The sequence below is a fragment of the Niastella caeni genome (assembly GCF_004834005.1).
Classification (GTDB): Bacteria; Bacteroidota; Bacteroidia; order Chitinophagales; family Chitinophagaceae; genus Niastella; species Niastella caeni.
Map to the genome: position 1 here is coordinate 99,412 of NZ_STFF01000006.1, position 24,870 is coordinate 124,281.

The window sequence follows — 24,870 nt, forward strand, 5'->3', positions numbered from 1 at the left end:
TGAACTAATTTAGAATGTTACCTGAAGATTTAACAGAACTGATTTGGTGCCGGGGTTATTAAAATAATTCATGCCAAAGGCATTGCTTACCCCATAGTTGTTGGTTTCCGGATCAACACCTTTCAGTTTTGTCCAAAGGATCAGGTCCCTTCCGGTAACAGAGAGTTTGATTGAATTGAAAAGTATCTTTTTCGTGAGTTGAATGTTCGAAAATGTATACCCGAGCGTTACATTACGAAGCTTGGTCCAGGTTGCATCTTCAACATAAAGGTCATTTACTTTATTAAAACCTAATCCGCCCCCACGGCCGTTATACCAGGCTTCATCAAGCAATACATTGCCCCCACCAAAATTGGCAATATTGCCACGGAGGGTTGTGCCGGCAGCAAATGTTACTCCATTCACATTTTTTAAAGCTTCTGTAAGGGTAATTTCATTGCCTACATCGGCATGCGTTCCAAAACCATACAGGGTAATTCTTGTACGGTTTATATAATCACCGCCATGGGAATGTTCAAATAAAAAGCTGAAATCAAGTTTTTTCCAGTTAAACGTCATTCCTACACCTCCCCGCCAATCAGGATTAGGGTCGCCAAGCACCCTGCTTTTTGTATCTACTTGGGGAAATCCGTTTGCATCCAAAGTCAACTTACCATCTGAACTTTGTAAAGTACCGGGAAGGTAAAAAGCGCTCATAGGGTATCCCTTTACGGCCTTGGAGGTTCCCCCAATATCCACCGTTTCGGTTCCGGCAATATCCACTACCTTATTTTTATTGGCGTTAAAGTTCGAATTGATGGATAATTGAAAGTCCTTTATTTTTAAAACTTTCGCCGTAAGGTCTATTTCAATTCCTTTATTTGCAATTACAGCCGCGTTTTTGTAATTAAAGTTATAGCCCGAGCTTGGGTTTGCCTTTACAGAAAACAGCACATCTTTTGTTTCGCTGTTATAGTAAGTAACGCCCAGTTGGATCCTGTTGTTAAATAGCCGTAGATCGGTCCCTATCTCGTATTCTGTTTTCACTTCAGGTTGTAAGCCGGGATTTCCACTTTCACCACTTATTAAATAAGCTCCGCCAAAGGATGAAAAACCTGTTGTAACCAGGGTATGGAATTTATAAGGCGCGGGTTGTATACCTACTTTTCCATAAGATGCCCTGAACTTTCCAAAACTTAATATGTTAGATTTTATTAAATCGCTGAACTGCCAGGCAATATCTGCCGAGGGATAGAAAAAAGTTCCTTTAATAGTTGATGCCGCTTCGAACGTACCCGATGCACTTACAAATAACTGATCAAATAAATTAAAAGCCAGTATTCCATAACCCCTGTTTGAGCGAATATCGGTGATTGTTCTGTCCCACGTTGAGGCTGCCGGATCAGGATTAAGAATAGTTGACGGAAGCGCAGCGTTCACGGCAAAGGAAGTGAGTACATTTGAATTGGTACTTCTGTAGCGGTCGTTATAATTTACACCCACTGTTGCAGTTAAACTTATATCCTTGCTAATGTCACGGCTGGCTTTTACAATTGCGTCAAGGTTCATTTCCCTGCTGGTAATATCGTCTTTTTCCCATCTGCCCAAACTTCTCAATGAGCTCGATGAGCCGGTAGGAAAAAATGTACTTCTATCGTCGCCGTAATAGTCGAAACCACCCCGTACTATTACATTAAGCCATTGAAGCGGTTCTAATTGCAATTCAGGCGCCATTATAAACCGGTTTACCTCAGTGCCTGATCTCTGCTGATAAATTGTCCATAACGGGTTATTATAATCAGGGCTCTGATTTTCGCCAATCTGCCTTCTGTACATTCGCTGCCTGCCCTGATATGCCGTGCCGCCCGCTACATACGTGCCAATATATTCTGTAATATCAAAATCAGGTGCATTACGCAACAGGCCTAATAAAATGCCATTTGTGTTTTCACCTGCCTGGGCAATGCGGTTTGATTTTGTATTGGTATAGGTAAATTTATTATTCCAACTGAATTTATCGGTGATCTGAACTTTGGTATTCAATCTTACCGTATGCCGGGTATAATCAGAATTTCTGATAATGCCCTCCTGGCTGAGGTTTCCATAACTAAAGAAGTAAGAAACTTTTTTTCCGCCTCCTCCTATAGAAACATCATGCTCCCTGTATTTACCGGTTTGAAAAACCTTATCATAATTTTCTTTGAGAAATGTTTGCGTGGCGTTTTTTGTAGTTACCGGGTATATTTTACTGCCGGTAACATCAGAAATAAAGTATGCTCCTGTCTGGTTCATAACATCGTCTCCGCCTGTTCTGTTAACAATTTTATCGCCCCATGACCCCTGGGCAGTACGATTCCATACACCACCGGCGCCCTGCCCGTATTTGTTCTGTAAAGGGGTAAAAACATTTATTTTATCAAAGGACTGCGTAAATGAATACTGTACAACAGGTTTCTTTTCATAAGCGCCATTTTTGGTAACGATCACGATCACTCCATTGGCAGCCCTGGAACCCCATAAGGCTGCCGCCGAGGCCCCTTTCAATACCTGAACAGATTCTATGTCGTTGGGGTTGATATCATCGAGCCGTGATTGCTGGCTTACATTTATGTTCCCCAAATTATCATTGCTTACCGGAATACCATCGAGAATGATCAATGGCTGGCTGGCGCCCTGAATAGTATTAGACCCTCTGATCTGTATAACTGATCCTGAACCGGGATCACCGTTGGATTTTCCAATTCTAACCCCCGAAGCTTTTCCTGCCAGTGAATTAATTAAACCGGCCTCGCCAGAACCGGCAATGTCTTCCTTTTTAATAGCAGAACTGGTGGTGCCGGTTTGATCTTTTAATTGTGTTACCCCTATAGCTGTGATCACCACTTCACTCATGGTAATATCATTATGATTAAGTACCAGGGTAACAGTAAGTTTGGTTTTTCCTTTAATTGGAACTTCCTGCGTTTTATACCCGATATAAGAAAAAACCAAAACAGCATTTTCATTAACCGATGTAAGCGTAAACTCACCGTTTGCCCGGGCTGATGTAGAATTGAAAGTCCCTTTCACGGTTACGGTTACGCCTTCCATTGGCTCACCTTTTTCATTTACTACTTTACCTTTTATATCAACAGGAGGCGGTCCTGCTGCAGATTGCAGGTTTGATGGAGCCGGGCTTGATAAAGGATCTTTTTTATAAATAACAACTGTTCTTTCAACAATAGCGTAATAAAAAGGTTGTCCTTTAAAACAGGCATCCAATGCATCTGTAACAAGAACATCTTTCATGTCAAGGGTTACTTTTTTGGCATGTTTAAACCATTCGTCCCTATACACAAATGTGTATCCGCATTGTGCTTTAATTTTTTTAAAAATAACGTCCAACGGGGCATTCCGTTCTGAAAGGGTTACTTTCTGTGAGTAACCATTGGCAGTTGCCGCAAGGCAGGTGGAAAGTAAGATAATAGCGGTTAATTTCATCATCCGCAATGTTTTGGTTAAAGCCTTCCCCTTTGGAAGGGAAGAGCTGCAAATAGCCCTTAAATCCATAACTTTGTTTGGTTTGGGTTAAACAATTTCTCTCCCGACACAAAGTGTCGGGAAAAGCAGTCTTAGCAGATTGAATACGTTGGTTGATCCGAACTACTTACAGGGGAGTGCTGAATTCACTTCCCTGTTTTCTTTCAGACAGAACCTTAAAAAACTATCCTTTTACAATAATCCTTTTCCCATCTATAATTGCATTCACCCCACTGTACTCAAGCAATTTGAGCACATGCGAAAGCGTTAAATCTCTTGGCACCTCACCGCTGAGCGTTCCTTCGGGCACGCCGTTTTCATACACTACATCCACATCATACCATCTTGCTATTTGTTTCAATATTGAACCAATGCCCGATTTCTCCATCACAAACATGCCATTTTTCCATGCCATCACCTGCTCCAGATTTGGTGAATGGTCAATGATGAATGGTGAATTAGCCCCCAGTACGGCCTGCTCTCCGGGTTTCAATATCACCAATGCAGGGTTGCCGGCTGCATGTTCTTCCTCCTTCCTGCCTGCCGGCAGGTTACCAACCTTCACACTTCCTTCAAGCAATGTCACTTTTATTGTTTCTTCATCATCATAGGTATTCATATTAAAATGAGTTCCCAATACCTGTACTACAGCGTCATTATTAACCTTTTTCACTTTAAAGGGTTTAGCGGCATTCTTCGCTACCTCAAAATAGGCCTCGCCTGTTATCTCCACCTTCCGTTCGTTGCCAGTAAAAACAATTGGGTATTTTATAGAGCTTTCATTATTTAACCAAACCTTTGTGCCGTCACTTAAAGTAAGGAATTGCACTTTACTTCCCCTGGGATTGAACAAGGTATGGTATGCCGCCTCTTCATTGACACTGCCCCTGACAGGGCTATAAACTATTTTTCCATTGGCTGTCTTCAGCACATTTACATTATCAAGCGATGCCAGGATGCCATTGCCCGCACTATCAAGGAATACTTTTTCACCATTTTCAAGAATGATCATGGCCCTGTTATTTTCAGGCGCTTTTACATCATTGGAAACAGGCAAAGCTGTTTTTGCCAGCTCAGCCTTCTTCCCTGCCTTTGCAAAGAACAAAAAGTAGCTGCCTGCTCCCAGCATCAGCATAACAGTAGCAGCTATCGCTACTTTCCATACAGGAAACATACGCGATACCGGGGCTTGCTCCGGTTCAGAAGAAGCTGAATTAAAGCCGGCTTCATCGGGGATCGCGGGAGTGAATATTTTTGCCAAAATTTCTTTGCGTGTCCCTTCAGGCAGGGGCATGGGCTCTGTTTCTTCAAAGATCTTAGCCAATTCATTTTGAACGCTATTGTTGCGCCCAGCCTGGTTCACTATCGCCAATAGCTCGTTTTCTTCAGCAATCGTTGTTTCCTTTCTCGAATATTTTTCGAGAAGGAGGAGTATCCTGTTTTTATCTACCATAAAAAAATAGGGCTAAGCAGTGACATTAAATTCATTCACAGGTTTACAGTTCTGTAACCTTCTTATAAGATGAGACAAAAGCCAGGAGGGAGTGTACCAGTTCAGGTAAAAATAAATTTAGTAATTCACCAGCAGCTTCTGTAAGGGCTTTTCTTCCCCTGCCAATTATTCAATTGTATTCAGGTCAAAACCGGGTGTTGCGTCACAAGATTCCTTTCAACGCGGCTTACCCAGAAATCGCCAGCCTCCGGTTCTCAGTAATGTTCTGACTTGCGTTCGAAATACACCTACAGAAATATAACATAGGGATACATTATTTCTTTTTTGTTACTATATAATTTTGTAATTTACAGCTACCCGTTCGGGTTATTATACTCCTGCGCCTTTTGTTACCGGAAGCTATGCTAGGCCGCAAAAAACACTACTATAGAAGTCTTTTTCTCTCATCAACATTTCTTCGGAATTAAGGAATTCTGTAAGGAAATCAGTATTCCTTCAAGGAAATCTAAAAAGTTTCAGAGGAATCTAAAAAGCTTCAAGGCGATCATAAAAGCTTACAGGTAATCAGAAAAACTGGAAGGAATTCAAAAAAGTTTCAGGGATATCCGGTATCCTTCAGGGAATTGCTGAAAGTTTGAAGGAAATCGCAATTCCTTTAAAGAAATAAGAAACTACGTCCACAATAAGTTGATTTCAAGCAACATTTGAGTCATAGTTGGGAAGTTAGTGGAGAAAATAAGCTACCCTTCGGCTGTTGTAGGCGACTTATGAACGTTGAAGCTTAACATTGGATTAAAACCGTGAACCTTGCCAAATAAATGATCAACATGGCGCCATTTTTAACCTGACAACGAAAAATATCTCTTCAATTTTGGCGGAATAATCACCAACATGGCAATAAAACATGCAAACAATAACCAATTTTCAATAAACAAACAGGAAAACACAGAAACAGCCATTCAATTCAAAATCACTGGGCTGCAATCAATTCATTATACTTCTTCACCACGGCAACAAAATCTTCCGGTGAATGCAACTTTAACTGCCGGGCGGCAATAAGCTGGGCAATCTGTTCTTTATGATCACCAAATGTTGAAGGCAGGTCGTTTTTGTTGGCCGGTAACAGCGTCATAGTGCCATTCTGAAGCAGGTAATAATATTCCACTTCTTCCATGCGGCGATTGATGCGCCCGTTCACCGATACCAATTGTTTTTCCTCTACAATATTCCGGGCAATCAATCGAAGTAACGTTGCTTTGCCTTGGAGTAGCACATGAAAATAGGTACTCTCGCTGGTTTTATCAGTTGTTGGAAATCCCCGGCGAAAAAGGAGGGAGTCTTTTTTTCTGGGGTACATCACAAATTCCCGCACCTTGCTTTCAGCGGCGAAGGCGTTGCCTTCGAATTGCAGTAATAGCTGGTTCTTTAAACAATCGAATTTCAGTTTAAACTGGTTAACGGTTCTACCGCTCGTAAACCGCACTACCCCATCGTGCCACTCTTTAAATAAATAAGGATTACCGCTAATTGTATTAAGATCGTCTTCTTTTGATGTTTGACCAAGGGCGCACTGGCACAGCAACAGCAAACACCAGGCTACATGTTTCATGGCTGCCATTTTGATTGGGTATAAGTTACGAAGTATTTTATAATAAGCAAGTGGGAGTAGCTAGTGGCGAGTAGGTCTTTATTCTTCACTCACTACATTTCGCCCGCTCGCTATTTCTTTATGCTGACCAGCTCTATATTTCCACCCGGGCCTTCCATTTTCACCAGCCCTAACTCACTATTTAAATACAACCAGAATTTTACGGGCATAGAAAATTTATTCACTTTTTGATCGCTGTCCACGTATAATTTATAACACACAAATGTTCCGGCTTCTGTTTTAACCGACTCCTTACCTATCAATTTAATGCTCTTGATATTTATCTTATTATCGATATCCCTCTTTACCAGGCCGCTTGTTTCAGACCTGTATCTATGTTTTACTTTTTGTTCCAACTGCTTTTTTCCCTCCGGTAATTTATTGATGCCATCCATCACTAATGGAACAATGAAAGCTATAGCATCCTCCATTGGTGTATAGGCAAATACATAACTATGCTTATCTCTTCTGTCTTTAGGATAAACGTCCCTTGTATAAATGGTATCGGCTGTATAAAAATCAAATGGGAAAAGCAGGTTCCTACTATCACATTGCAAAACGATTCTTCTTTCAAAATGATCATTTTCATCATGTATGCTAAACCCCCGCTTGATAATTGTACTGTAAACGCTGCCGGCACTATCAGTAACATGGTCCACTTCATAAACAAGGCGGGAAACTTTCAAGTCAGTTGACGACATCCCTCTGATAACGTCCAGGTCGGGCATATATACATTATATTCCAGTTTAGCGTCTTTTTGAAAAAGGACATGGTTGGTACAGGTTTGTGAAAAGGCATTAACACAAAACAGGCTAAACAGTAAGAACAACTGCGATTTCATGTATAAGGATTTAGAGGACACAAGATATCAGATAATTATAAAACCGGAAATAGTAGCCTTTGTCTTTTCGATAACAGGCATAAAAAAAGAGGAAGTATCAAAAATAAACGAAGGGCTTTAGAATCGCATAAATGGCTACCTGGCTCCATCAGGTACCCGAATAAAAAGAGGGTGTCTCGTACTTTTGAGACACCCTCCAGTTGTATCTTCTCCATCCCCTTTACGGAGATGGGGGGTATTAATAATCCATGCCACCCATTCCAGGAGCGCCACCGCCATGTACATGGGGTTCTTCTTTCTTCGGCTTGTCGGCAATTACGCACTCAGTAGTGAGCACCATACCGGCAATAGAAGCGGCGTTTTCCAATGCAATACGGGTAACTTTAGTAGGATCGATTACACCGGCGCGAAGCAGGTTCTCGTATTTCTCAGCGCGGGCATTGAAACCGAAATCGTTCTCACCTTCTTTTACTTTTTGTACAACGATGCTGCCTTCGATACCGCAGTTGGCAACGATCTGGCGCAGCGGCTCTTCAATAGCGCGTTTTACAATAGCAATACCAGTGGTTTCATCTTCGTTCAAACCTTTCAGTTTGTTCAAACCGGCAATAGCACGGATGTAAGCTACACCACCGCCAGGTACAATACCTTCTTCAACAGCAGCGCGGGTTGCATGCAGTGCATCATCTACGCGGTCTTTCTTTTCTTTCATTTCAACTTCAGTAGCAGCACCTACGTACAATACAGCTACACCACCGCTTAATTTAGCCAGGCGTTCCTGTAATTTTTCTTTATCGTAGTCAGAAGTTGTTACTTCAATCTGCGCTTTGATCTGGTTTACGCGTGCATTGATATCGTCTTTTTTACCTTTACCACCTACGATAGTAGTGTTGTCTTTATCGATAGTGATAGAAGCAGCCTGACCCAGGTAAGACAGATCAGCACCTTCCAGTTTGTAACCTTGCTCTTCACTGATAACGATACCTTTGGTAAGGATAGCGATATCCTGCAGCATTTCTTTACGACGGTCGCCGAAACCTGGCGCTTTAACAGCAGCCACTTTCAGGGTACCACGCAGTTTGTTCACCACCAGGGTAGCCAGTGCTTCACCTTCCAGTTCTTCTGCAATGATCAATAAAGGACGGCCGCTTTGAGCAACTTTCTCCAAAATGTGGAGGATATCCTTCATAGCGCTGATCTTTTTGTCGTAGATCAGGATGTATGGGTTTTCCAGTTCAGCCTGCATTTTTTCGCTGTTGGTAACGAAATAAGCTGAAGTGTAACCACGGTCGAACTGCATACCTTCTACTACTTCTACAGTAGTGTCGGTACCTTTAGCTTCTTCTACAGTGATAACACCTTCTTTACCAACTTTACCAAAAGCTTCAGCGATCAGTTTACCAATGTTTTCGTCGTTATTGGCAGAGATAGAAGCAACCTGTTGGATCTTTTTGCTATCGATACCAACAGTTTGTGATTGACCTTGCAGGTTTTCAATAACAGCTTCAACCGCTTTATCGATACCGCGTTTCAGATCCATTGGGTTAGCGCCAGCAGCAACGTTCTTCAAACCTTCGCTGATGATAGCTTGTGCCAGAACGGTAGCTGTAGTAGTTCCGTCACCAGCGATATCGGCTGTTTTAGAAGCTACTTCTTTTACCATTTGGGCACCCATATTTTCGATGGGATCTTCCAGTTCAATTTCTTTTGCTACGGTAACACCATCTTTAGTGACAGCAGGAGCACCGAATTTTTTCTCCAGAACCACATTACGGCCTTTGGGACCTAAAGTCACTTTAACAGCATTGGCCAGTGTATCAACACCCTTTTTCATTTTATTACGGGCGTCAATGTCGAAGAAAAGTTGTTTTGCCATATCTAGTTAATTTGATAATTTGAAAATTTGAAAATTAGGTAATTTGAATGGCTGTGCTAATTTGAAATGGTATAATTGAAAATGGCATTGCTTAACGCATATTGTATTTTGTATTCCATTTTCAAATTTTCAAATTGGCACATTTTCAAATTAAACAATTGCTAAGATGTCGCTCTCGCGCATGATCAGCAGGTCATCGCCTTCGATCTGGATCTCTGTTCCTGCATATTTACCATACAGAACTACATCACCAACTTTTACTGTAACCGGCTCATCTTTCTTACCAGGACCGGCAGCTACAACCGTACCGCGTTGTGGCTTTTCTTTAGCAGTATCTGGGATGATGATACCACCGGCGGTTTTCTCTTCCGCTTTAGCTGGTTTAACAATTACCCTGTCATGCAGCGGGGTAACGTTTATAGCATCTACTTTCTTAGCCATAGTGTATTAATTTTTGATTTTAGATGATGTTATAGAGGATATGAATTTTTCCCACAAGGATCTGGGTACCCTGCCAAAAAGCCGGGCGGCAAAAGTAAACGAATTTTATACCAATCCTTTCCGAAAGGTCATTTTTTCAGCGTTTTTGGCAAACTATGGCAGAAAACCGTGATAAACACCCAACCCAGGCAATTATTAATATGCCAATTTTGCAGCAGCCAATTACTTCTAAGCCAATATATTGTCGTTGAACAAGAAATTGCCAACCCTGGAAAGTTACTAAACACGATTTTGGGGGTACCCGTTAAATCGATTAGCTTTGTGCCCTCAAAAACAAGTTCTTGCAAGATGATCAGTAGAAGAAATATTCGTGTGAAGGTTATGCAAACCATTTATTCTGTAGAAAGCCAGTTTGCAGAATCAGGCGGTGAAATGCCTACCAAGCCTGTTGATACCGTGAAAGTTTTACAGAAGCATTTTGATCAAACCCGGCAGCTTTTTATTTATTTGATCCATTTTGTTACCGAAGTGGCCCGTTACGCCGAAACCGATGCCCGTAACCGCGCCTCCAAACACTTGCCAACGAAAGAAGACCTGAACGTTAATATCAAATTAGCCGGTAACGAACTGTTATGGAAGATCCTCGAACACCCTTCCTACAAACAAGCCGTAAAGGATGATAAACCAGAACAATTGGTAAATGCAGAACTGCTGCGCAAAATTTACCTGGAACTGGTTGAATCGGAAAAATACCAGCAATATATTGCCGTGCCCGGAAGAGATAAGAAAGAAGAGAAAGAGATGCTGGAATATATTTTTGAAACGTTGCTGTTACCCAACGAAACCTTTACCAGCTATATAGAAGAGTATTTTGCCAACTGGGACGATGATGCGGATATGCTGATAGTACTGTTGCAAAACTTCATGAACAAACCTGCCGCGTACAACTTCCAGGAATTGCTGAGCAAGGAAAAATGGCAGTTTGCGAAAAACCTGTTGCAAACCACACTCGAAAAAAGAGACCTGGCGATGCAATATATAAAACCCAAACTCAAGAACTGGGACCCCGAGCGTATTGCATCCCTGGATATGATACTCATGCGGATGGGTGTATGCGAGTTTTTATTCTTTGAGACCATTCCCCCGAAAGTTACCATTAACGAGTACATTGACCTGGCCAAGGAATACAGTACCCAACAAAGCGGCCAGTTTGTAAATGGTATTCTGGATAATATACATAAAGACCTGGTTCGGGATAACCAAATGAATAAAGTAGCCTTTACACCGAACGGTTCGTCCACACAGCCATCAGCGAATAAACCTTCCTGATTTGGTTGCTTTGATTAGATTTGCAAAAATTAATTCCTTAATGAAATACTTTTTGGCCTTAATAACAGCAGCTGTTTTCGTTGGCTGTGATTATGCAGAAAAAGCACCGGGCGCCCATGCTGCTCCCCAGGAAGCGCTCGATAGTTCAAAGTTCACTACCATTGAATGGATAGATTCTACCAGGGACTATGGCAAGATCACTGAGGGACAAAAACTGGATGTATCTTTCCGTTTTAAGAATACGGGCGACAAACCGCTGGTTATCCTGAAGGTTCAGCCTGGTTGCGGTTGTACCGCCGCCGAACCGCCCAAAGAACCTATTGCACCGGGCGCCGAAGGTACCATAAAGGCTACTTTTAACAGCCAGGGCAAGGAAGGACATAACGGCAAGGATATTCATATTGAAGCCAATACCAAAGGCACCCAAAACCATACGGTGCATTTTGATGTTGAAGTAGTAAAACCGAATTAGATAATGTGCAAATTTTGAAAATTTGAAAATGGAACAGCTTGAGGTTTAAGATAGCGTTACATTTGCATTTTCTCAAAAACCGGGACTAATTTTCACATTTGCACTTTTGGTATTTTCAAATTTTCAAATTCACTAATTCTCAAATTAATATGACAAGTTTAGTTATTTTCTTACAGGCTCAGGGTGGCGGCGCCGGCTATATGCAATTGATCCTTTTAGTAGGTATGATCCTCGTATTCTGGTTATTTATGATTCGTCCGCAGGCTAAAAAAGCAAAACAGGCCAAATCATTCCAGGAGAATTTACAGAAAGGCGACAAAATCGTTACCATTGCCGGTATTCATGGCAGAGTAAATAAAATGAATGAGGATGGTACCATTGAAATGGAAACCAGCCCAGGCAGCTATATGAAAGTAGAGAAAAGCGCTATCTCTATGGAGATGACCGCTAACGTGAACAAAGCGACGGCTGCTACTCCAGCGAAGTAAGCCCCGGCCCACACTCCTGCCCCTAAAGGGGTGACGGTCTTTTGGGTAAAAATATCAAGGTGAGTCTTGCAAAAGGCTCGCCTTTTTTGTTACCGGTTTCCGGTTACCAGGTCTTGAAGTTGAACAGTCTACCTGTAATCGCGCTCTCCAGGTTTTCTGCCAGGCAACTGGTAACCGGCAACTGGTACCTGTAACCCCGGCAACTTATAGCCAACCTTGCCTATTGCATATTGCGTATTGCCTATTGATTACTAACTTGCCCTCATGACTCTACGAATCGGCTTAACCGGTGGTATTGGCAGTGGCAAAAGCACTGTGGCCAAAGTATTTGAAGTACTGGGCATACCGGTATATTACGCCGATGAAGCCGCCAAACGCATTATGAATGAAGATGCGCAGCTAAGGCAACAGATCATTCAGCTCTTTGGCCCTTCCGCCTACAAAAACAACCAGCTCGACCGGCCCTACATCGCCAGCCAGGTCTTCAACAATAAAGAAAAACTGGAACTGCTCAATTCCCTGGTGCATCCCGCCACTATTCGCGACGGCGAACAATGGATGCGCAAACAAACCACGCCCTATGCTATTAAGGAAGCAGCCCTGATATTTGAGAGTGGTACCCAGGACCAGCTCGATTATATTATTGGCGTTTCGGCCCCTGCCCCATTACGCATTCTGAGGGCAATGAAACGCGACGGTTCAACCCGCGACCAGGTACTGGCCCGCATGAGCAGGCAAATACAGGAAGTGATCAAGATCCGCCTGTGCGATTTTGTTATCAATAATGATGAACAGCAAGCGGTGATACCGCAGGTTGTAACATTACATGAGAAATTGTTGGGGCTTGCAAGTAATATCGAATATTGAGTGTAGAATGTTCAATGTAGAAGGGAAATACAACATTTGCCTTCACTTCTACATTCTACATTGGATATTCGACATTCTTTAAGAGGCCAGCACATTACTCTTCCTGCCTTGATACACCAACCACGCCGTCAACGCTAACACCGCTACACCTGCCGCTACGGCAACCCCTGGAGTTATCCGGCTAACCTGCCGGGGAACATAGGTTACTCCGCCTGCATCGGTAATGGCCGCCTCCCGCGAATACCGGCCATGCGAAGGAACTGCCAGTTCCCGGAAGTTCTCTGCCAGTTTGTGGAGCATTTTCCGCATTTGCTCACCCTTCATAGGCTGGCCATGGCCTGTAGCTACCGTTTCGGGCTCTAATGCCGCCAATGCTTTAACCGATCTTGCCGCTGCCTTCCAATCACAGGTAAAGTACCTGGGCGGGCCGGTCAACACACGCGTTTGCATCATGACCGACCATACCGATTCCTGCCGGGTGGTAACAACAGCATCCCCGGCCAACAGTACTTTGTCCCTCTTTCTGAATAAGCTGATATGTCCGGGCGAATGACCGGGTGTATGAATGTACTTCCAGTCGGGTAAGAAAGGAAGGCTGCCATCATCGGGCAGCAATTGAATATGATCACTGATATTGATGGGCCCTTTCGGAAAGGCCGGCGAAACAACCGACATCAAACCACCACCGGCCCAGGGATCGGGAGGTGGGTAGGCAGACAGGCCTGAGAGATAGGGCAACTCCATCAGGTGAGCAAATACCGGCACATCCCATTCACGGGCCAGTTCCAAAACAGATCCTACATGATCAAAATGACCATGGGTTAAAATAATGGCAGCCGGTGTTGATTCAGGCCAAAAGAGGCTATCGGCCAGTTGTTTGATCTTGCTGGCTGTGCGCTTCAGGCCGGCATCAACCAGGATCCATTTTTTCTCAACGGCGTTATGAATGAAATAGACGTTAACAAAAGCATCGCGCAAGCCCCAGATACCGGGCGCCACCGTAAACCAATTTGCATTGACTACTGATCGTATCGTTCCGCTTTTCATTGGTGAAATTTTTATGATTGGAAGGAATAGAGAGTTTCCTTACAGATAAAAAAATCTATGCCAGATGAAGAAGGAAATAAAAGGTAGGAAGTAAGAAGAATTACGAATATTGAATATCCAATGTAGAATGGAGAAGTGAAAACCATACTGAAGGCTTAAAACTAAAAGCTGAAGGCCAAACGCTTAAAGCAAACTGTATTTGCTTTTGGCTTTCGACTTTCAGCTTTCGGCTGTATTCGCTTGTACCGCCCAGGCGGGATAGCTTGCAGCTTGCAGCGTGTAGCTTGCAGCTTTTTCTTTATTTCTTCCCTGGTTCCTGCTTAGACTGCTCTCCTATTATTTCAACATCTTTCACCTTTTCAGGAAACCAAACCATCATTTCACCTTTACCGCGGTTGGCCCATGCATAGTAAGGAATGGCCGTAACCAACTTTCGATTAGTAGAAACTGTTTGCGCCTTTTCATCAACCGTTATCACCGGTACTTCGCTTTGCAGTACTTCCACCCCATTTAACAGGTCGGGTTGAAAGCGGGCCTGGAATACCGCATCGGGCGGGATCAGGATATTGGCCGCTCTGCCATTGTTATCGGCCCATTCGGCACAATAAATGAGCGGACCGCGTTGTAAAGCCACTTTGCCCTGGTCGTCTTTTACATTCTCGCTGGCAACTACCCGGCGTACATCCATGGGCAGATCTACCTTCAGCACATCGCCCTTTTTCCAGGTCCTTTTTATTACCGCATAGCCTTTGTCAACGGAGTACTCAACCGGTTGTCCATTTATAGAAATAGAAACTTTAGTTGCAGGATTATCACTGAATGTATACAGGTTAGAAGGAATGGCCTCATTTCGCGCCCAACCCGGAATACGTACCAGCAGGCTGAAGGCATCGGTCTTTTGCGGCGATACGGTAAAGGTTAAAGCGCCATCCCAGGGATAATTATTCTGTTGCACAATGCTCACCGGTTTACCGTGCACATTCATGGTGGCGTTCCCCGACACAAACAGGTTAACATACACGGCATCGCCTTTTTGAGCATATACATAACCAGGTATAGAAGGGATCAACCGGGTAAGATTGGTAGGGCAGCAGGAACAATCGAACCAGCCCGAACGCTCGGGTTCCATGGCTTGATGCGAGAAATGGTTTTTGATCTGCATGGCATTGGCATAGAAAAATGATTTACCATCGAGCCCTATCCCGCTGATCAAACCATTGTATAACATCTTTTCCAGCACATCCATATATTTTGAATCACCGTGCAATAAGAACATGCGGTAATTCCAGTATACCCCGGCAATAGCGGCGCAGGTTTCGTTGTAGGCGGTGGCATTTGGCAGTTCGTAATTATCGCCAAAACGCTCACCAGATGGAATAGCGCCCAGGCCGCCCTGCACATAGATCTTTTTAGCTACTACGTTCTGCCAGATGGAATCAACGGCCAGCAACAGTTTTTCATCGCCGGTAAGGGCAGCTACATCAGCTACAGCAGAATACAGGTAAGCGGCGCGAACGGCATGCCCCACCGCTTCCCGTTGATCAGCAACAGGCTGTTGGTCCTGCCAGTAAGCGCCATTTCTCCAGGGGTCTTTACTCTTTGCATCATAGCCTTTATAGCGACCACGTTCTTCAATAAAGAACCTGGCAGTTTGCAGGTATTGCTGTTTGCCGGTAATGCGATACAGTTTAACCAGGCCCATTTCAACAATTTCATGACCGGGCGCAACATGAAGTTTGCCCTCGCCAAAAACCGAACAAACCAGGTCAGCATTCTTCAGGGCAATGTTCAGCAGGTTCTTTTTACCCGTTGCGTAATAATGGGCGTAGGCCGCTTCGTATAAATGACCGGAGTTGTACAGCTCATGGCTTAGTTCACGTTCTTTCACCCATCTTTCGGGGCCAGCCCAGTTATGCGGCTTTTGCGGATCGATGGTACGGGCGGTATACAGGTAGCCATCGGGTTCCTGCGCTTTGCCCACTTTATCGATCAGGGAATCGATATAAGTTTCCAGTTTTTTATCGGGGAACAGGCTTAATGAAAAGGATGCGCCTTCAATCGTTTTATAAATATCGGTATCGTCAAAAGGAAACGTGGTGCAGAACTTACCGCTATGCGCAGCGGCCATTTCAAAATTCTTCACCCGGCCCGTACTTTCACAACGCGCAAAGGAAGCGGGAATGGTAACGTTGTGGTTGATCTTCATCCGCGGCAGCCAGAAATTATCGGTTAACTTTACGGCCGTAAAATTCACCGCCTGAACGGGATAATCTTTGGGCTGGGCCAGTACCGTACTGGCAGATACAAGAGCAACAGCAAGGAGGGATCTTTTCATAATAGTAGCACTCGTTTTGTGCAATAAATATATGACAAAAACTAATAGGAATGCTGTATTTGTCTTTTTGACACTAATATTAAGGAAGATTTAAATACCCGTTAAAATCAAAAAACCCCAACAGTGTTTCCACTATCGGGGTCTTATATTATTTTTCAGACTTCTGACTTCAGTCGTCCTACTTCTTACTTCAACTTCGCCAGTGCAGTGCTGATGCGCTTCCAGGCTTCTTCAATTTTCTCCATGCTGTTGGCAAAAGAGATACGAATAGCGGTAGGCTCGCCAAAGGCGCGGCCGGTAACTGTAGACACATGGGCTTTATTCAGCAGGTACATGCACAGGTCATCGGCATCTTTAATGGTTTCTTCGCCATCGCTCTTTCCAAAGAAAGCACTAACGGTTGGGAATACATAGAACGCACCATCTGGCTCAGGGAAAGTTAAACCAGGAATAGCATTCATCAGTTCGATCACGCGCTTTTTACGACGCTCGAATTCCTTCGTCATTTCCAGGGAAGGCTTCAGGTCGGTAGTTAAAGCAGTGATGGCAGCACGTTGCGTAATACTGTTGGTACCGCTGGTGAACTGGCCCTGTAATTTCTCACAAGCCTTAATCACATCGGGATGAGCGGCCAGGTAACCTAACCGGTAACCGGTCATGGCAAAACCTTTACTTAAACCGTTCAATACGATAACGCGGTCTTTCAGGTCTTCAAACTGCGCAATGCTCTCATGTTTGCCTACGAAATTGATGTACTCATAAATTTCGTCAGACAGAATATAACAGTTCGGGTATTTGCGGAATACATTGGCAAGGCCTTCCAGTTCCTGTTTGCTGTAAACGCTGCCGCTTGGGTTACAGGGAGAAGAGAAGATGAACAATCTTGTTTTATCGCTGATCGCAGCTTCCAGTTCCTGTGGAGTGAGCTTGTACTTGTTCTTGATAGAAGTGGGTACCAGTTTCACTACACCTTCGCCCAGTTTCACGATCTCGGAATAGGTTACCCAGTAAGGAGTAGGGATGATCACTTCCTCACCTTTGCTTACAGTAGCAAAAACGGCATTGGCCAGGCTGTGCTTGGCGCCGGTAGAGGCAATAATATTTTCAGGTTTATATGACAGGTTGTTATCACGCTTCAGTTTTGTACAAACCGCTTCACGCAATTCAGGATAACCAGCCACGGGAGTATAATGGCTCCAGTTATCATCAATGGCCTTCTTTGCAGCTTCTTTAATATGCGAAGGCGTATCAAAATCAGGTTCGCCCAGGCTCAGGTCGATCACATCAATTCCTTTGGCGCGCAATTCACGGCCCAACTTAGCCATCTTCAAGGTTTCCGGCTCGTTGAATAACTGTAAACGGGATGAAAGTTGCATACTATTTATTGGTTGATAGATTTTTTGTGCCGCAAAAGTAGTTAATTTGAGATTGAAGAATTTCTAAATTTCTGGTTACCGGTTACCGGATGCCAGTTACCAGCTAACAATTGCCGGCCGCCACACCCGGGTACCCGCTAAATGGCAGGGCCTTACCGGAAGGTTGAAAAGCGGCCTGAATTCCGGAAATCATGTCCGGAAGCCGGTAACTGGTTACCGGTAACAGAATTTAGCTGAAAATTCCCTCAAAACTGGATTCCAAAAGGCTTGGAAACACAACAAACTACCTTGTTTCTGACCGAAAACACTATCTTTGCCAACTCTAAAAAAATAAACGACACAATCCAATGAGAGCACTGGTTAGCATTTTTGCAGGTCTGTTGATCCTGATCTCTTTATACCAGCTTTCGTTCACCTGGTTTGTTAACCAGCACGAAAAAGAAATTGGTAAAAAAGCAGATGCCTATGTTAAACGGACCTTTCCTCTTACTCCTGACCTGAAGTACCCCACCAACACCGAAGCCCGGGCCTTTTACAAGGATACCGTTGACAATGCACGCGACGCTTATCTCGATAGCTTGCTGACTGCTTCCAGAGACAAAAAAATTACCTGGTGGGGACAAACCTACCAGAAAGCCAAAGAAAGCGAGCTGTTGCTGGGTCTTGATCTGCAAGGAGGTATCAACGTAACTATGGACGTAGCCCTCGACGGTCTTATTAAAGGCCTGGCTAACAATGCCAAAGATCCAGCGTTATTGAAAGCGATCGCTGAAGCGCAAAACAGAAAACTGACCAGTGATCAGAACTTTATCGATCTGTTTGCTGCTGCTTACAGCCAACAGAACCCGGGCGCTAAACTGGCCCCCCTGTTCGCTAATTCAAACAACAAACTGAGCGGAAACGCTACTGATAACAAGGTTCTGGCCTACATTCACGAACAAGCCAATGCGGCCATGAAGCAGACCTTCCAGGTACTGCGAAAGCGTATTGACAAGTTTGGAGTTGCGCAGCCGAACATCAGCCTCGATGAAAATAAAGGTATCATCACCGTGGAACTGGCCGGCGCCAGCGATCCGGAAAGGGTGCGTAAGTACCTGCAATCGACCGCTAACCTGCAATTCTGGGAAGTATATACGCTCGAAGAGCTGGGTAGCCCGGTAATGAACGCCTCTAAAGCGCTTGACGATTACCTGTCATTATCAAAACTTAGTGCTGATTCAACCGGCGCTATTGATTCTACCAAAAAAGACACTTCTGCCGCCAGCCGCAATATTCTGGCCAGCAAAATAAAATTCATTCCTCCCCAGCAAGATCAACAAACAGGAAAAGTAAGCTACTCTCCTTCGTTGGGTCTTTCTACGTTAGCCGATACAAGCACCGTTAACCGGTACCTGAACCTGCCGGCCGTACGCAACAACTTTCCGGCTAACATTAAATTCCTGTGGGGAAAACAAGAACGTGACGATGATGGCAAACTGAGCAATTTCCTCAGACTGTATGCCATTAAAACAGTGCCTGGTAAAGATGGCGCCAGCCTGGAAGGCGATGCGATCGTAGATGCCCGCCAGGAGTTTGACCAAATTACCAATGAAGTGGCTGTTTCCATGGAAATGAACCCCGGCGGCGCCAAAACATGGGCTCGCCTTACGGAAAAGAATGTGGGCAAACCCATCGCCATTGTACTGGACGATATCGTTTACAGCGCGCCCAACGTAATTCAAAAAATTGACGGCGGTAACTCCCGCATAACAATGGGTTCAGGCGGTAAAAACCAGGAACTGGTTGTAGAAGAAGCCAATGACCTGGCCAACATCTTAAAAGCCGGAAAACTGGAAGCACCAGCCATTATAGTACAGGAACAAGTGGTAGGACCTACCCTTGGTGCTGAGGCTGTAAATGGCGGTATGATGGCCTTTGGAATTTCGTTTATCGTAATATTTGCCCTGATGCTGGTTTATTACAATACCGCCGGTATTGTAGCCAACATTGCCCTTATATTGAACCTGTTGTTTACTATAGGTGTACTAAGCGCCCTGAATGCCACTTTAACAGCGCCCGGTATTGCCGGTTTGGTGTTAACCATCGGTATGGCAGTTGATACCAACGTAATCATCTTTGAACGTATCAAGGACGAATTGTCGAGAGGCAGCAATTATGCCCAGGCAGTTAAACTGGGTTACCAGCGCTCATTACCACCGGTACTCGATGCGCACATTACTACCCTGTTAACAGCCATTATTCTGTTCATATATGGTTTAGGTCCGGTATTAGGTTTCGCTACCACCCAGATCCTCGGTATCCTGTTATCGTTGTTCTGCGGTATCCTGGTATCACGCCTTATTACCGATTTCTATACTAATAAGAACAGGCACTTCACTTACTTTACCAGTTTATCAAAACGCATCTTCAAACACGCGGCATTCAAGTTCATCGAATACCGTAAGGTTGCTTATGTCATCTCAGCAGTTGTATTGCTGGTGGGTGTGGCATCTTTCTTCCACGGTTTCAGATACGGGGTTGAATTCAGCGGTGGTAGAAGTTATGTAGTGAACTTTGGCAAAACGGTGAATGAAACAGAGATCGCCAATGCACTGGAGAAAACATTCGGCCATCCGCCCGTTATTAAAACATATGGCGGCCCCGATAAGCTGAGCATTACCACTAACTACCGCATCAATGAAGCTGGCCTTACGGTTGATTCAGCCGTTCAAAGCACTTTATATACCGGTTTAAAACCTTACTTACCCGAAGCTACTACCCTGCAGGATTTCAATACCCGCCTGGTAGAAGGTAGTACAAAGGTTAACCCAACTATTTCTGATGACCTTAAAGCAGGTGCTCAATGGGCTACCTTCTGGTCACTGCTGATCATCGCTATCTATATCTTCATCCGTTTCCGCGACTGGCGTTATTCAGTAGGAACCATCATAGCCTTGCTGCACGACGTGCTGGTAACGCTGGCGGTATTCTCGTTCCTGAAAGATGTAGTGCCCTTCCCGCTCGAAATTGACCAGCATTTTATTGCGGCGATATTGACGGTGATCGGTTTCTCAATGAACGATACCGTGATCGTGTACGACCGTATTCGCGAATACAGTCACACCATGCACAATGCCGATAAAACCACCATTCTTAACAAAGCGATCAACGACACCCTGAGCCGTACCATCATGACGTCGCTCACGGTGTTCCTCACTATCCTCATCCTCTTCCTGGTGGGTGGCGAGGTAACCAAAGGATTCGCTTTTGCCATGTTGATAGGTGTTATTACCGGTACTTATTCTTCGATCTTTGTAGCAGCGCCGATCCTGGTAGACTTTGCCAAAGACAAACCGCTGGGTGAACCTGCACCTGCTCAAAAAGCTGGTACATCGGCCGCCCAAAAGCCTGCACTGGCGAAGAAAGCGTAATTCAATCTCATTCTTATATCTAAGCGCCCTCCGGTATACCGGGGGGCTTTTTATTTTTAGGCAACAGTTTCAATTAAACTCCAGTGATCCATTGCCTCCTTAACCAACCATTAACCTGTAACCTCCTAAATAACCACCCATTAACCGCCCGCCATTTATCCTCTTACCAACTTTGCATTCATACAGTATGAAACAGACGAAATACCTTATTAAACCGACATGTATGCAAATTTTCCAGACAAACTCTTCAACCCGGTGGAACCGCTTTAAATGGATCGGCGGTTTTGTTTTACTGGCCGTTATAGTATCCATAACCGTATTGATAGTTGCACTGCAACAGGTATACACACCTGCCGTTCCCCGGCTTAACAATCACACGGCCCAGTTAACGAAATGGCTACCCGACAATCGCCCCTCCCCTTCCTGCAAGCAACTGGCGCCGGGATTTCAGAAATATATTACGGCGAAAGAGAAAAAAGCAGCTCAGCTTTTAGCGGGGATGGGTACTCCCTCCCTGCCTGTCGCGGGGACTGTGGGAAGACCGCCCCAATCATTCAACCGTTTCCCCAGTGGCCTTCGCTCTGCTTTTTATGTTGCCTGGGACCCGCAATCGTTTTTCTCACTGCAACGAAATATTTCCAACCTCAACCTGGTGATCCCCGAGTGGATGTTCATTGACCCCAAAGCCGATACCATCTATACACAGGTAGACGAACGGGCCCTTGCCGTTATGAAAAAAAGTGGCGTGCCCATCATGCCCATCCTTTCGAACAATTATAAAACACAGTTTTTGGGCGAACCGGTACACCGCATCCTCACGGATTCAGTTAAGAGAGAACGGCTGATCAATGACGTTATAAATATTCTGCAAAAGAATCAATTCATTGGGGTGAATGTTGACCTGGAAGAACTGCAGGAAAAATCGGATGCACCATTAATTGCCTTTCAAAAAGAATTATATACCCGCCTGCACCAAAAAGGATTGCTGGTAACACAGGATGTGGCGCCCTTTAATGACGATTACAACTATGAAGAACTGGCCAAATACAACGATTACATTTTTTTAATGGCCTATGATCAATATGCAGAGAATACCGCTCCCGGCCCTATTGCACATCAGCAGTGGATTGAAGCGGCGGTTGACAAAGTGGCGCGCGAAATTCCGTCCAACCAGCTGGTATTGTCGCTGGCCGCCTATGGGTACGACTGGCCAAAGAACGGTTCGGCTACTACCATTACTTACCAGCAGGCGCTGACCACAGCCCGGGAGTCGGAAGGCAAGATTGATTTCGACAACGACTCGTATAACCTGCATTACAATTATTACGATGATAACGACAAACCACATGAGGTGTACTTCATGGATGCAGCCACCACTTTTAACAGCATGCGCTTTGCTACCGAATACGGTTTGGCAGGAACCGCACTTTGGCGCCTGGGCAGTGAGGACAGCCGCATCTGGAAATTCTATAACCACGACATGCAAAAAGCAGCCCTCGCATCGTTCGATTTTAAAAGTATTACTACTGTACCATCGAGTAACGATGTAGATTATATGGGTGAAGGCGAAGTGCTCGATATTCTGTCTACCCCTGTCAATGGCCATATAAGGACCGAGCTGGACAGCACCGATATGCTGATCAGTGAAGAACATTACGACAGCCTGCCCGGTATGTTCGTGGTAAAGAAATACGGACAGGCCGACCCCAAAAAACTCGTGCTCACTTTTGACGATGGCCCCGACCCTACCTGGACGCCCCGGGTGCTGGACATTCTGAAAAAAGAAAACGTGCCGGCTGCCTTTTTTGTAGTGGGCATTAATGCCGAAAAAAATATTCCCATCATAAAACGCATGTACCGCGAAGGGTATGAACTGGGCAATCACACCTTTACCCATCCCAACATAGCCGGGATCTCACCCAAACGGGCCACGTTGGAAATGGAAAGCACCCGCCTGCTGCTTGAATGCATCACCGGTCACTCCACGATCTTATTCCGGGCGCCCTATAATGCCGATTTTGAACCGGAGAAAATGGAAGAGCTGCTACCGGTGGCCATTGCGCGCACAAAGAATTACCTGGATGTGGGCGAATCAATTGACCCGCTCGACTGGGAACCCGGGATTACAGCCGACAGTATTGTAGCGCGCACCATCAGGCGCAAAGAGGAACTGACCGCTGCCGGATTAAGCGGAAACGTTATATTGTTGCACGATGCCGGTGGCGATACCCGTAACGCAACCATTGAAGCGTTGCCACGCATCATCAGTTACTATAAAAAACACGGTTACCAGTTTACCACTATAGCTGATTTACTGGGAAAGAAAAAAGCCGAGCTGATGCCCGCCGTACCCAAAGGCAAAGGATATTACCTGGTACAATTCAATTACCTGCTGGCAGAATCGGGCTACTGGGCCGGAAAGCTGTTATTCATTCTATTCGTTGCATTCATTGTATTGTCAATAGTAAGATTGTCGTTTCTGGCGTACCTGGCCATTAAACAACGCCGAAAAGAGAATATGATGGTATGGGCTCCCATCACGCAATACCCGCTGGTATCGGTGATTGTACCGGCCTATAACGAAGCGGTGAATGCCGTTAGCTCCCTGAACAATTTACTAAAGACCAACTGGCCCAATACCGAGGTCATTTTTGTAGATGACGGAAGTAAGGACGGCACTTACGAAAAAGTATACAATGCCTTTCATCATAATCCCAAAGTAAGGGTCTTTACCAAACCCAACGGCGGCAAAGCATCTGCCCTCAACTTCGGCATAAATGAATCCAAAGCGGAATATGTTGTTTGTATAGATGCAGATACGCAATTGCATCCGGATGCTATTCCGAAAATGATGCGGCATTTTGGGGAGGCCCCTACAGTTGGCGCTGTTGCCGGAAACGTGAAAGTGGGCAACCTTGTCAACCTGCTCACCCGCTGGCAGTCTATAGAATACATTACCAGCCAGAACTTCGATCGCAAAGCCTTTGCCTGGCTGAATGGCATTACCGTAGTGCCCGGCGCTATTGGCGCTTTTCGCAAAAAGGCTATTGAAGATGCCGGCGGTTTTACAACAGATACATTGGCGGAAGATTGCGATCTGTCGGTTCGAATATTACGGCAGGGATATACCATTGCCAATGAACATGAAGCCCTGGCATTTACCGAAGCGCCGGAATCGGTAAAGATGTTCATCAAACAGCGGTTTCGCTGGAGCTTCGGGGTAATGCAAACCTTCTGGAAACACCGTGGTGTGCTGTTCAGTAAGCAGCAGAAAGGATTGGGCTGGGCGGCATTCCCCAACATCCTTTTGTTCCAGTTCATTATACCCGCTTTTGCGCCGGTAGCCGATTTCTTTATGCTTATCGGTATCCTTACCGGAAATGCCGAACATATACTTCTCTACTATGGATTATTCATGCTGGTTGATGTGGCCGTATCGGTACTGGCGTTCCATTTTGAGAAAGAAAAGAAATCGCGGTTGCTATGGTTGTTGCCGCAACGGTTCATCTATCGCTGGTTGATGCTGGCGGTATTGTTTAAAGCCTTCCTGAAGGCTATTAAAGGCGAATTGCAGGGCTGGGGCGTATTGAAACGCACAGGAAGTATGCAAACCACGAATGCGCCACATAACGTTGTAATGAAACAATAGTGGAGTCAGTAAAAGTGAATGCTGTTACCGTTGCCGGTTACCAGATACCGGGCCAAAAATTTGGAGAACCCGATCATTTGCAGAGCGATCGAAATTCAAATCCTGGTAACCGGAAACCGGCAACTGGTACCTGGTAACC

At 44.8% G+C, this 24,870-nt stretch carries 16 protein-coding genes; 7 read left to right on the forward strand and 9 right to left on the reverse strand.

The genetic code is table 11. The annotated features are described in order from the left end of the window. Positions 1-9 precede the first annotated feature (9 nt). The 6 genes from FAM09_RS20900 to FAM09_RS20925 all read right to left on the reverse strand — a co-directional run bounded on the left by FAM09_RS20900 (position 10) and on the right by FAM09_RS20925 (position 9,758). Complete coding sequence (locus FAM09_RS20900) at positions 10-3,462, reverse strand: SusC/RagA family TonB-linked outer membrane protein (protein ID WP_166437217.1); 3,453 nt, start codon at positions 3,460-3,462, stop codon at positions 10-12. Positions 3,463-3,682: 220 nt separating this feature from the next. After that, on the reverse strand, positions 3,683-4,951 hold the full coding sequence (locus FAM09_RS20905) for a FecR family protein (RefSeq protein WP_136579097.1): 1,269 nt from the start codon (positions 4,949-4,951) through the stop codon (positions 3,683-3,685). Between the two features lie 970 nt (positions 4,952-5,921). Further along, positions 5,922-6,560 (reverse strand): hypothetical protein, encoded by a 639-nt coding sequence (locus FAM09_RS20910; protein ID WP_136579098.1) that lies wholly within the window; start codon positions 6,558-6,560, stop codon positions 5,922-5,924. A 110-nt stretch (positions 6,561-6,670) separates the two neighbouring features. Next, a complete protein-coding gene (locus FAM09_RS20915) occupies positions 6,671-7,441 on the reverse strand; it encodes a TapB family protein (RefSeq protein WP_136579099.1) in 771 nt (256 codons plus the stop codon). A 238-nt stretch (positions 7,442-7,679) separates the two neighbouring features. Then, on the reverse strand, positions 7,680-9,317 hold the full coding sequence (gene groL, locus FAM09_RS20920; protein WP_136579100.1) for a chaperonin GroEL: 1,638 nt from the start codon (positions 9,315-9,317) through the stop codon (positions 7,680-7,682). 150 nt (positions 9,318-9,467) lie between these two features. Beyond that, positions 9,468-9,758, reverse strand: a complete 291-nt coding sequence (locus FAM09_RS20925) for a co-chaperone GroES (RefSeq protein WP_136579101.1) — start codon at positions 9,756-9,758, stop codon at positions 9,468-9,470. Between the two features lie 348 nt (positions 9,759-10,106). On the opposite strand from FAM09_RS20925, the gene nusB reads away from it, so the two are divergent. The 4 genes from nusB to coaE all read left to right on the forward strand — a co-directional run bounded on the left by nusB (position 10,107) and on the right by coaE (position 12,914). Beyond that, entirely contained in the window at positions 10,107-11,087 is a 981-nt protein-coding gene (gene nusB, locus FAM09_RS20930; RefSeq protein WP_136579102.1) for a transcription antitermination factor NusB, read from the forward strand. A gap of 40 nt (positions 11,088-11,127) precedes the next feature. Further along, complete coding sequence (locus FAM09_RS20935; protein ID WP_136579103.1) at positions 11,128-11,559, forward strand: DUF1573 domain-containing protein; 432 nt, start codon at positions 11,128-11,130, stop codon at positions 11,557-11,559. 149 nt (positions 11,560-11,708) lie between these two features. Continuing rightward, positions 11,709-12,047 (forward strand): preprotein translocase subunit YajC, encoded by a 339-nt coding sequence (gene yajC, locus FAM09_RS20940; RefSeq protein ID WP_136579104.1) that lies wholly within the window; start codon positions 11,709-11,711, stop codon positions 12,045-12,047. Positions 12,048-12,311: 264 nt separating this feature from the next. After that, the gene (gene coaE, locus FAM09_RS20945) at positions 12,312-12,914 is read left to right on the forward strand and encodes a dephospho-CoA kinase (RefSeq protein ID WP_136579105.1); all 603 of its coding nucleotides are present in this window, start codon (positions 12,312-12,314) and stop codon (positions 12,912-12,914) included. Positions 12,915-12,992: 78 nt separating this feature from the next. Here coaE and FAM09_RS20950 read toward each other — a convergent pair whose 3' ends face one another. The 3 genes from FAM09_RS20950 to FAM09_RS20960 all read right to left on the reverse strand — a co-directional run bounded on the left by FAM09_RS20950 (position 12,993) and on the right by FAM09_RS20960 (position 17,672). Then, on the reverse strand, positions 12,993-13,961 hold the full coding sequence (locus tag FAM09_RS20950; RefSeq protein WP_136579106.1) for an MBL fold metallo-hydrolase: 969 nt from the start codon (positions 13,959-13,961) through the stop codon (positions 12,993-12,995). 298 nt (positions 13,962-14,259) lie between these two features. Next, on the reverse strand, positions 14,260-16,296 hold the full coding sequence (locus FAM09_RS20955) for a glycoside hydrolase family 127 protein (protein WP_166437218.1): 2,037 nt from the start codon (positions 16,294-16,296) through the stop codon (positions 14,260-14,262). Between the two features lie 185 nt (positions 16,297-16,481). Then, the gene (locus FAM09_RS20960; protein WP_136579107.1) at positions 16,482-17,672 is read right to left on the reverse strand and encodes a pyridoxal phosphate-dependent aminotransferase; all 1,191 of its coding nucleotides are present in this window, start codon (positions 17,670-17,672) and stop codon (positions 16,482-16,484) included. 347 nt (positions 17,673-18,019) lie between these two features. Between FAM09_RS20960 and secDF the strand changes: the two genes are divergently transcribed. The 3 genes from secDF (at position 18,020) to FAM09_RS31295 (ending at position 24,868) form a co-directional block, all read left to right on the forward strand. Beyond that, the gene (gene secDF / locus FAM09_RS20965) at positions 18,020-21,082 is read left to right on the forward strand and encodes a protein translocase subunit SecDF (protein ID WP_136579108.1); all 3,063 of its coding nucleotides are present in this window, start codon (positions 18,020-18,022) and stop codon (positions 21,080-21,082) included. Positions 21,083-21,305: 223 nt separating this feature from the next. Continuing rightward, positions 21,306-24,731 (forward strand): glycosyltransferase, encoded by a 3,426-nt coding sequence (locus FAM09_RS20970; RefSeq protein WP_136579109.1) that lies wholly within the window; start codon positions 21,306-21,308, stop codon positions 24,729-24,731. Next, positions 24,731-24,868 carry a hypothetical protein gene (locus FAM09_RS31295; protein ID WP_153825470.1) on the forward strand — a complete coding sequence of 46 codons (138 nt, stop codon included), beginning with the start codon at positions 24,731-24,733 and terminating at the stop codon, positions 24,866-24,868. The genes FAM09_RS20970 and FAM09_RS31295 overlap by 1 nt, the downstream gene beginning before the upstream one ends. Positions 24,869-24,870 lie beyond the last annotated feature (2 nt).

What these genes read in the sequence shown, in the direction of transcription:
- FAM09_RS20900 (WP_166437217.1), bottom strand. Translation starts at nt 3,462, where the DNA reads ATGATGAAATTAACCGCTATTATCTTACTTTCCACCTGCCTTGCGGCA.
- FAM09_RS20905 (WP_136579097.1), bottom strand. Translation starts at nt 4,951, where the DNA reads ATGGTAGATAAAAACAGGATACTCCTCCTTCTCGAAAAATATTCGAGA.
- FAM09_RS20910 (WP_136579098.1), bottom strand. Translation starts at nt 6,560, where the DNA reads ATGAAACATGTAGCCTGGTGTTTGCTGTTGCTGTGCCAGTGCGCCCTT.
- FAM09_RS20915 (WP_136579099.1), bottom strand. Translation starts at nt 7,441, where the DNA reads ATGAAATCGCAGTTGTTCTTACTGTTTAGCCTGTTTTGTGTTAATGCC.
- groL (WP_136579100.1), bottom strand. Translation starts at nt 9,317, where the DNA reads ATGGCAAAACAACTTTTCTTCGACATTGACGCCCGTAATAAAATGAAA.
- FAM09_RS20925 (WP_136579101.1), bottom strand. Translation starts at nt 9,758, where the DNA reads ATGGCTAAGAAAGTAGATGCTATAAACGTTACCCCGCTGCATGACAGG.
- nusB (WP_136579102.1), top strand. Translation starts at nt 10,107, where the DNA reads ATGATCAGTAGAAGAAATATTCGTGTGAAGGTTATGCAAACCATTTAT.
- FAM09_RS20935 (WP_136579103.1), top strand. Translation starts at nt 11,128, where the DNA reads ATGAAATACTTTTTGGCCTTAATAACAGCAGCTGTTTTCGTTGGCTGT.
- yajC (WP_136579104.1), top strand. Translation starts at nt 11,709, where the DNA reads ATGACAAGTTTAGTTATTTTCTTACAGGCTCAGGGTGGCGGCGCCGGC.
- coaE (WP_136579105.1), top strand. Translation starts at nt 12,312, where the DNA reads ATGACTCTACGAATCGGCTTAACCGGTGGTATTGGCAGTGGCAAAAGC.
- FAM09_RS20950 (WP_136579106.1), bottom strand. Translation starts at nt 13,961, where the DNA reads ATGAAAAGCGGAACGATACGATCAGTAGTCAATGCAAATTGGTTTACG.
- FAM09_RS20955 (WP_166437218.1), bottom strand. Translation starts at nt 16,296, where the DNA reads ATGAAAAGATCCCTCCTTGCTGTTGCTCTTGTATCTGCCAGTACGGTA.
- FAM09_RS20960 (WP_136579107.1), bottom strand. Translation starts at nt 17,672, where the DNA reads ATGCAACTTTCATCCCGTTTACAGTTATTCAACGAGCCGGAAACCTTG.
- secDF (WP_136579108.1), top strand. Translation starts at nt 18,020, where the DNA reads ATGAGAGCACTGGTTAGCATTTTTGCAGGTCTGTTGATCCTGATCTCT.
- FAM09_RS20970 (WP_136579109.1), top strand. Translation starts at nt 21,306, where the DNA reads ATGCAAATTTTCCAGACAAACTCTTCAACCCGGTGGAACCGCTTTAAA.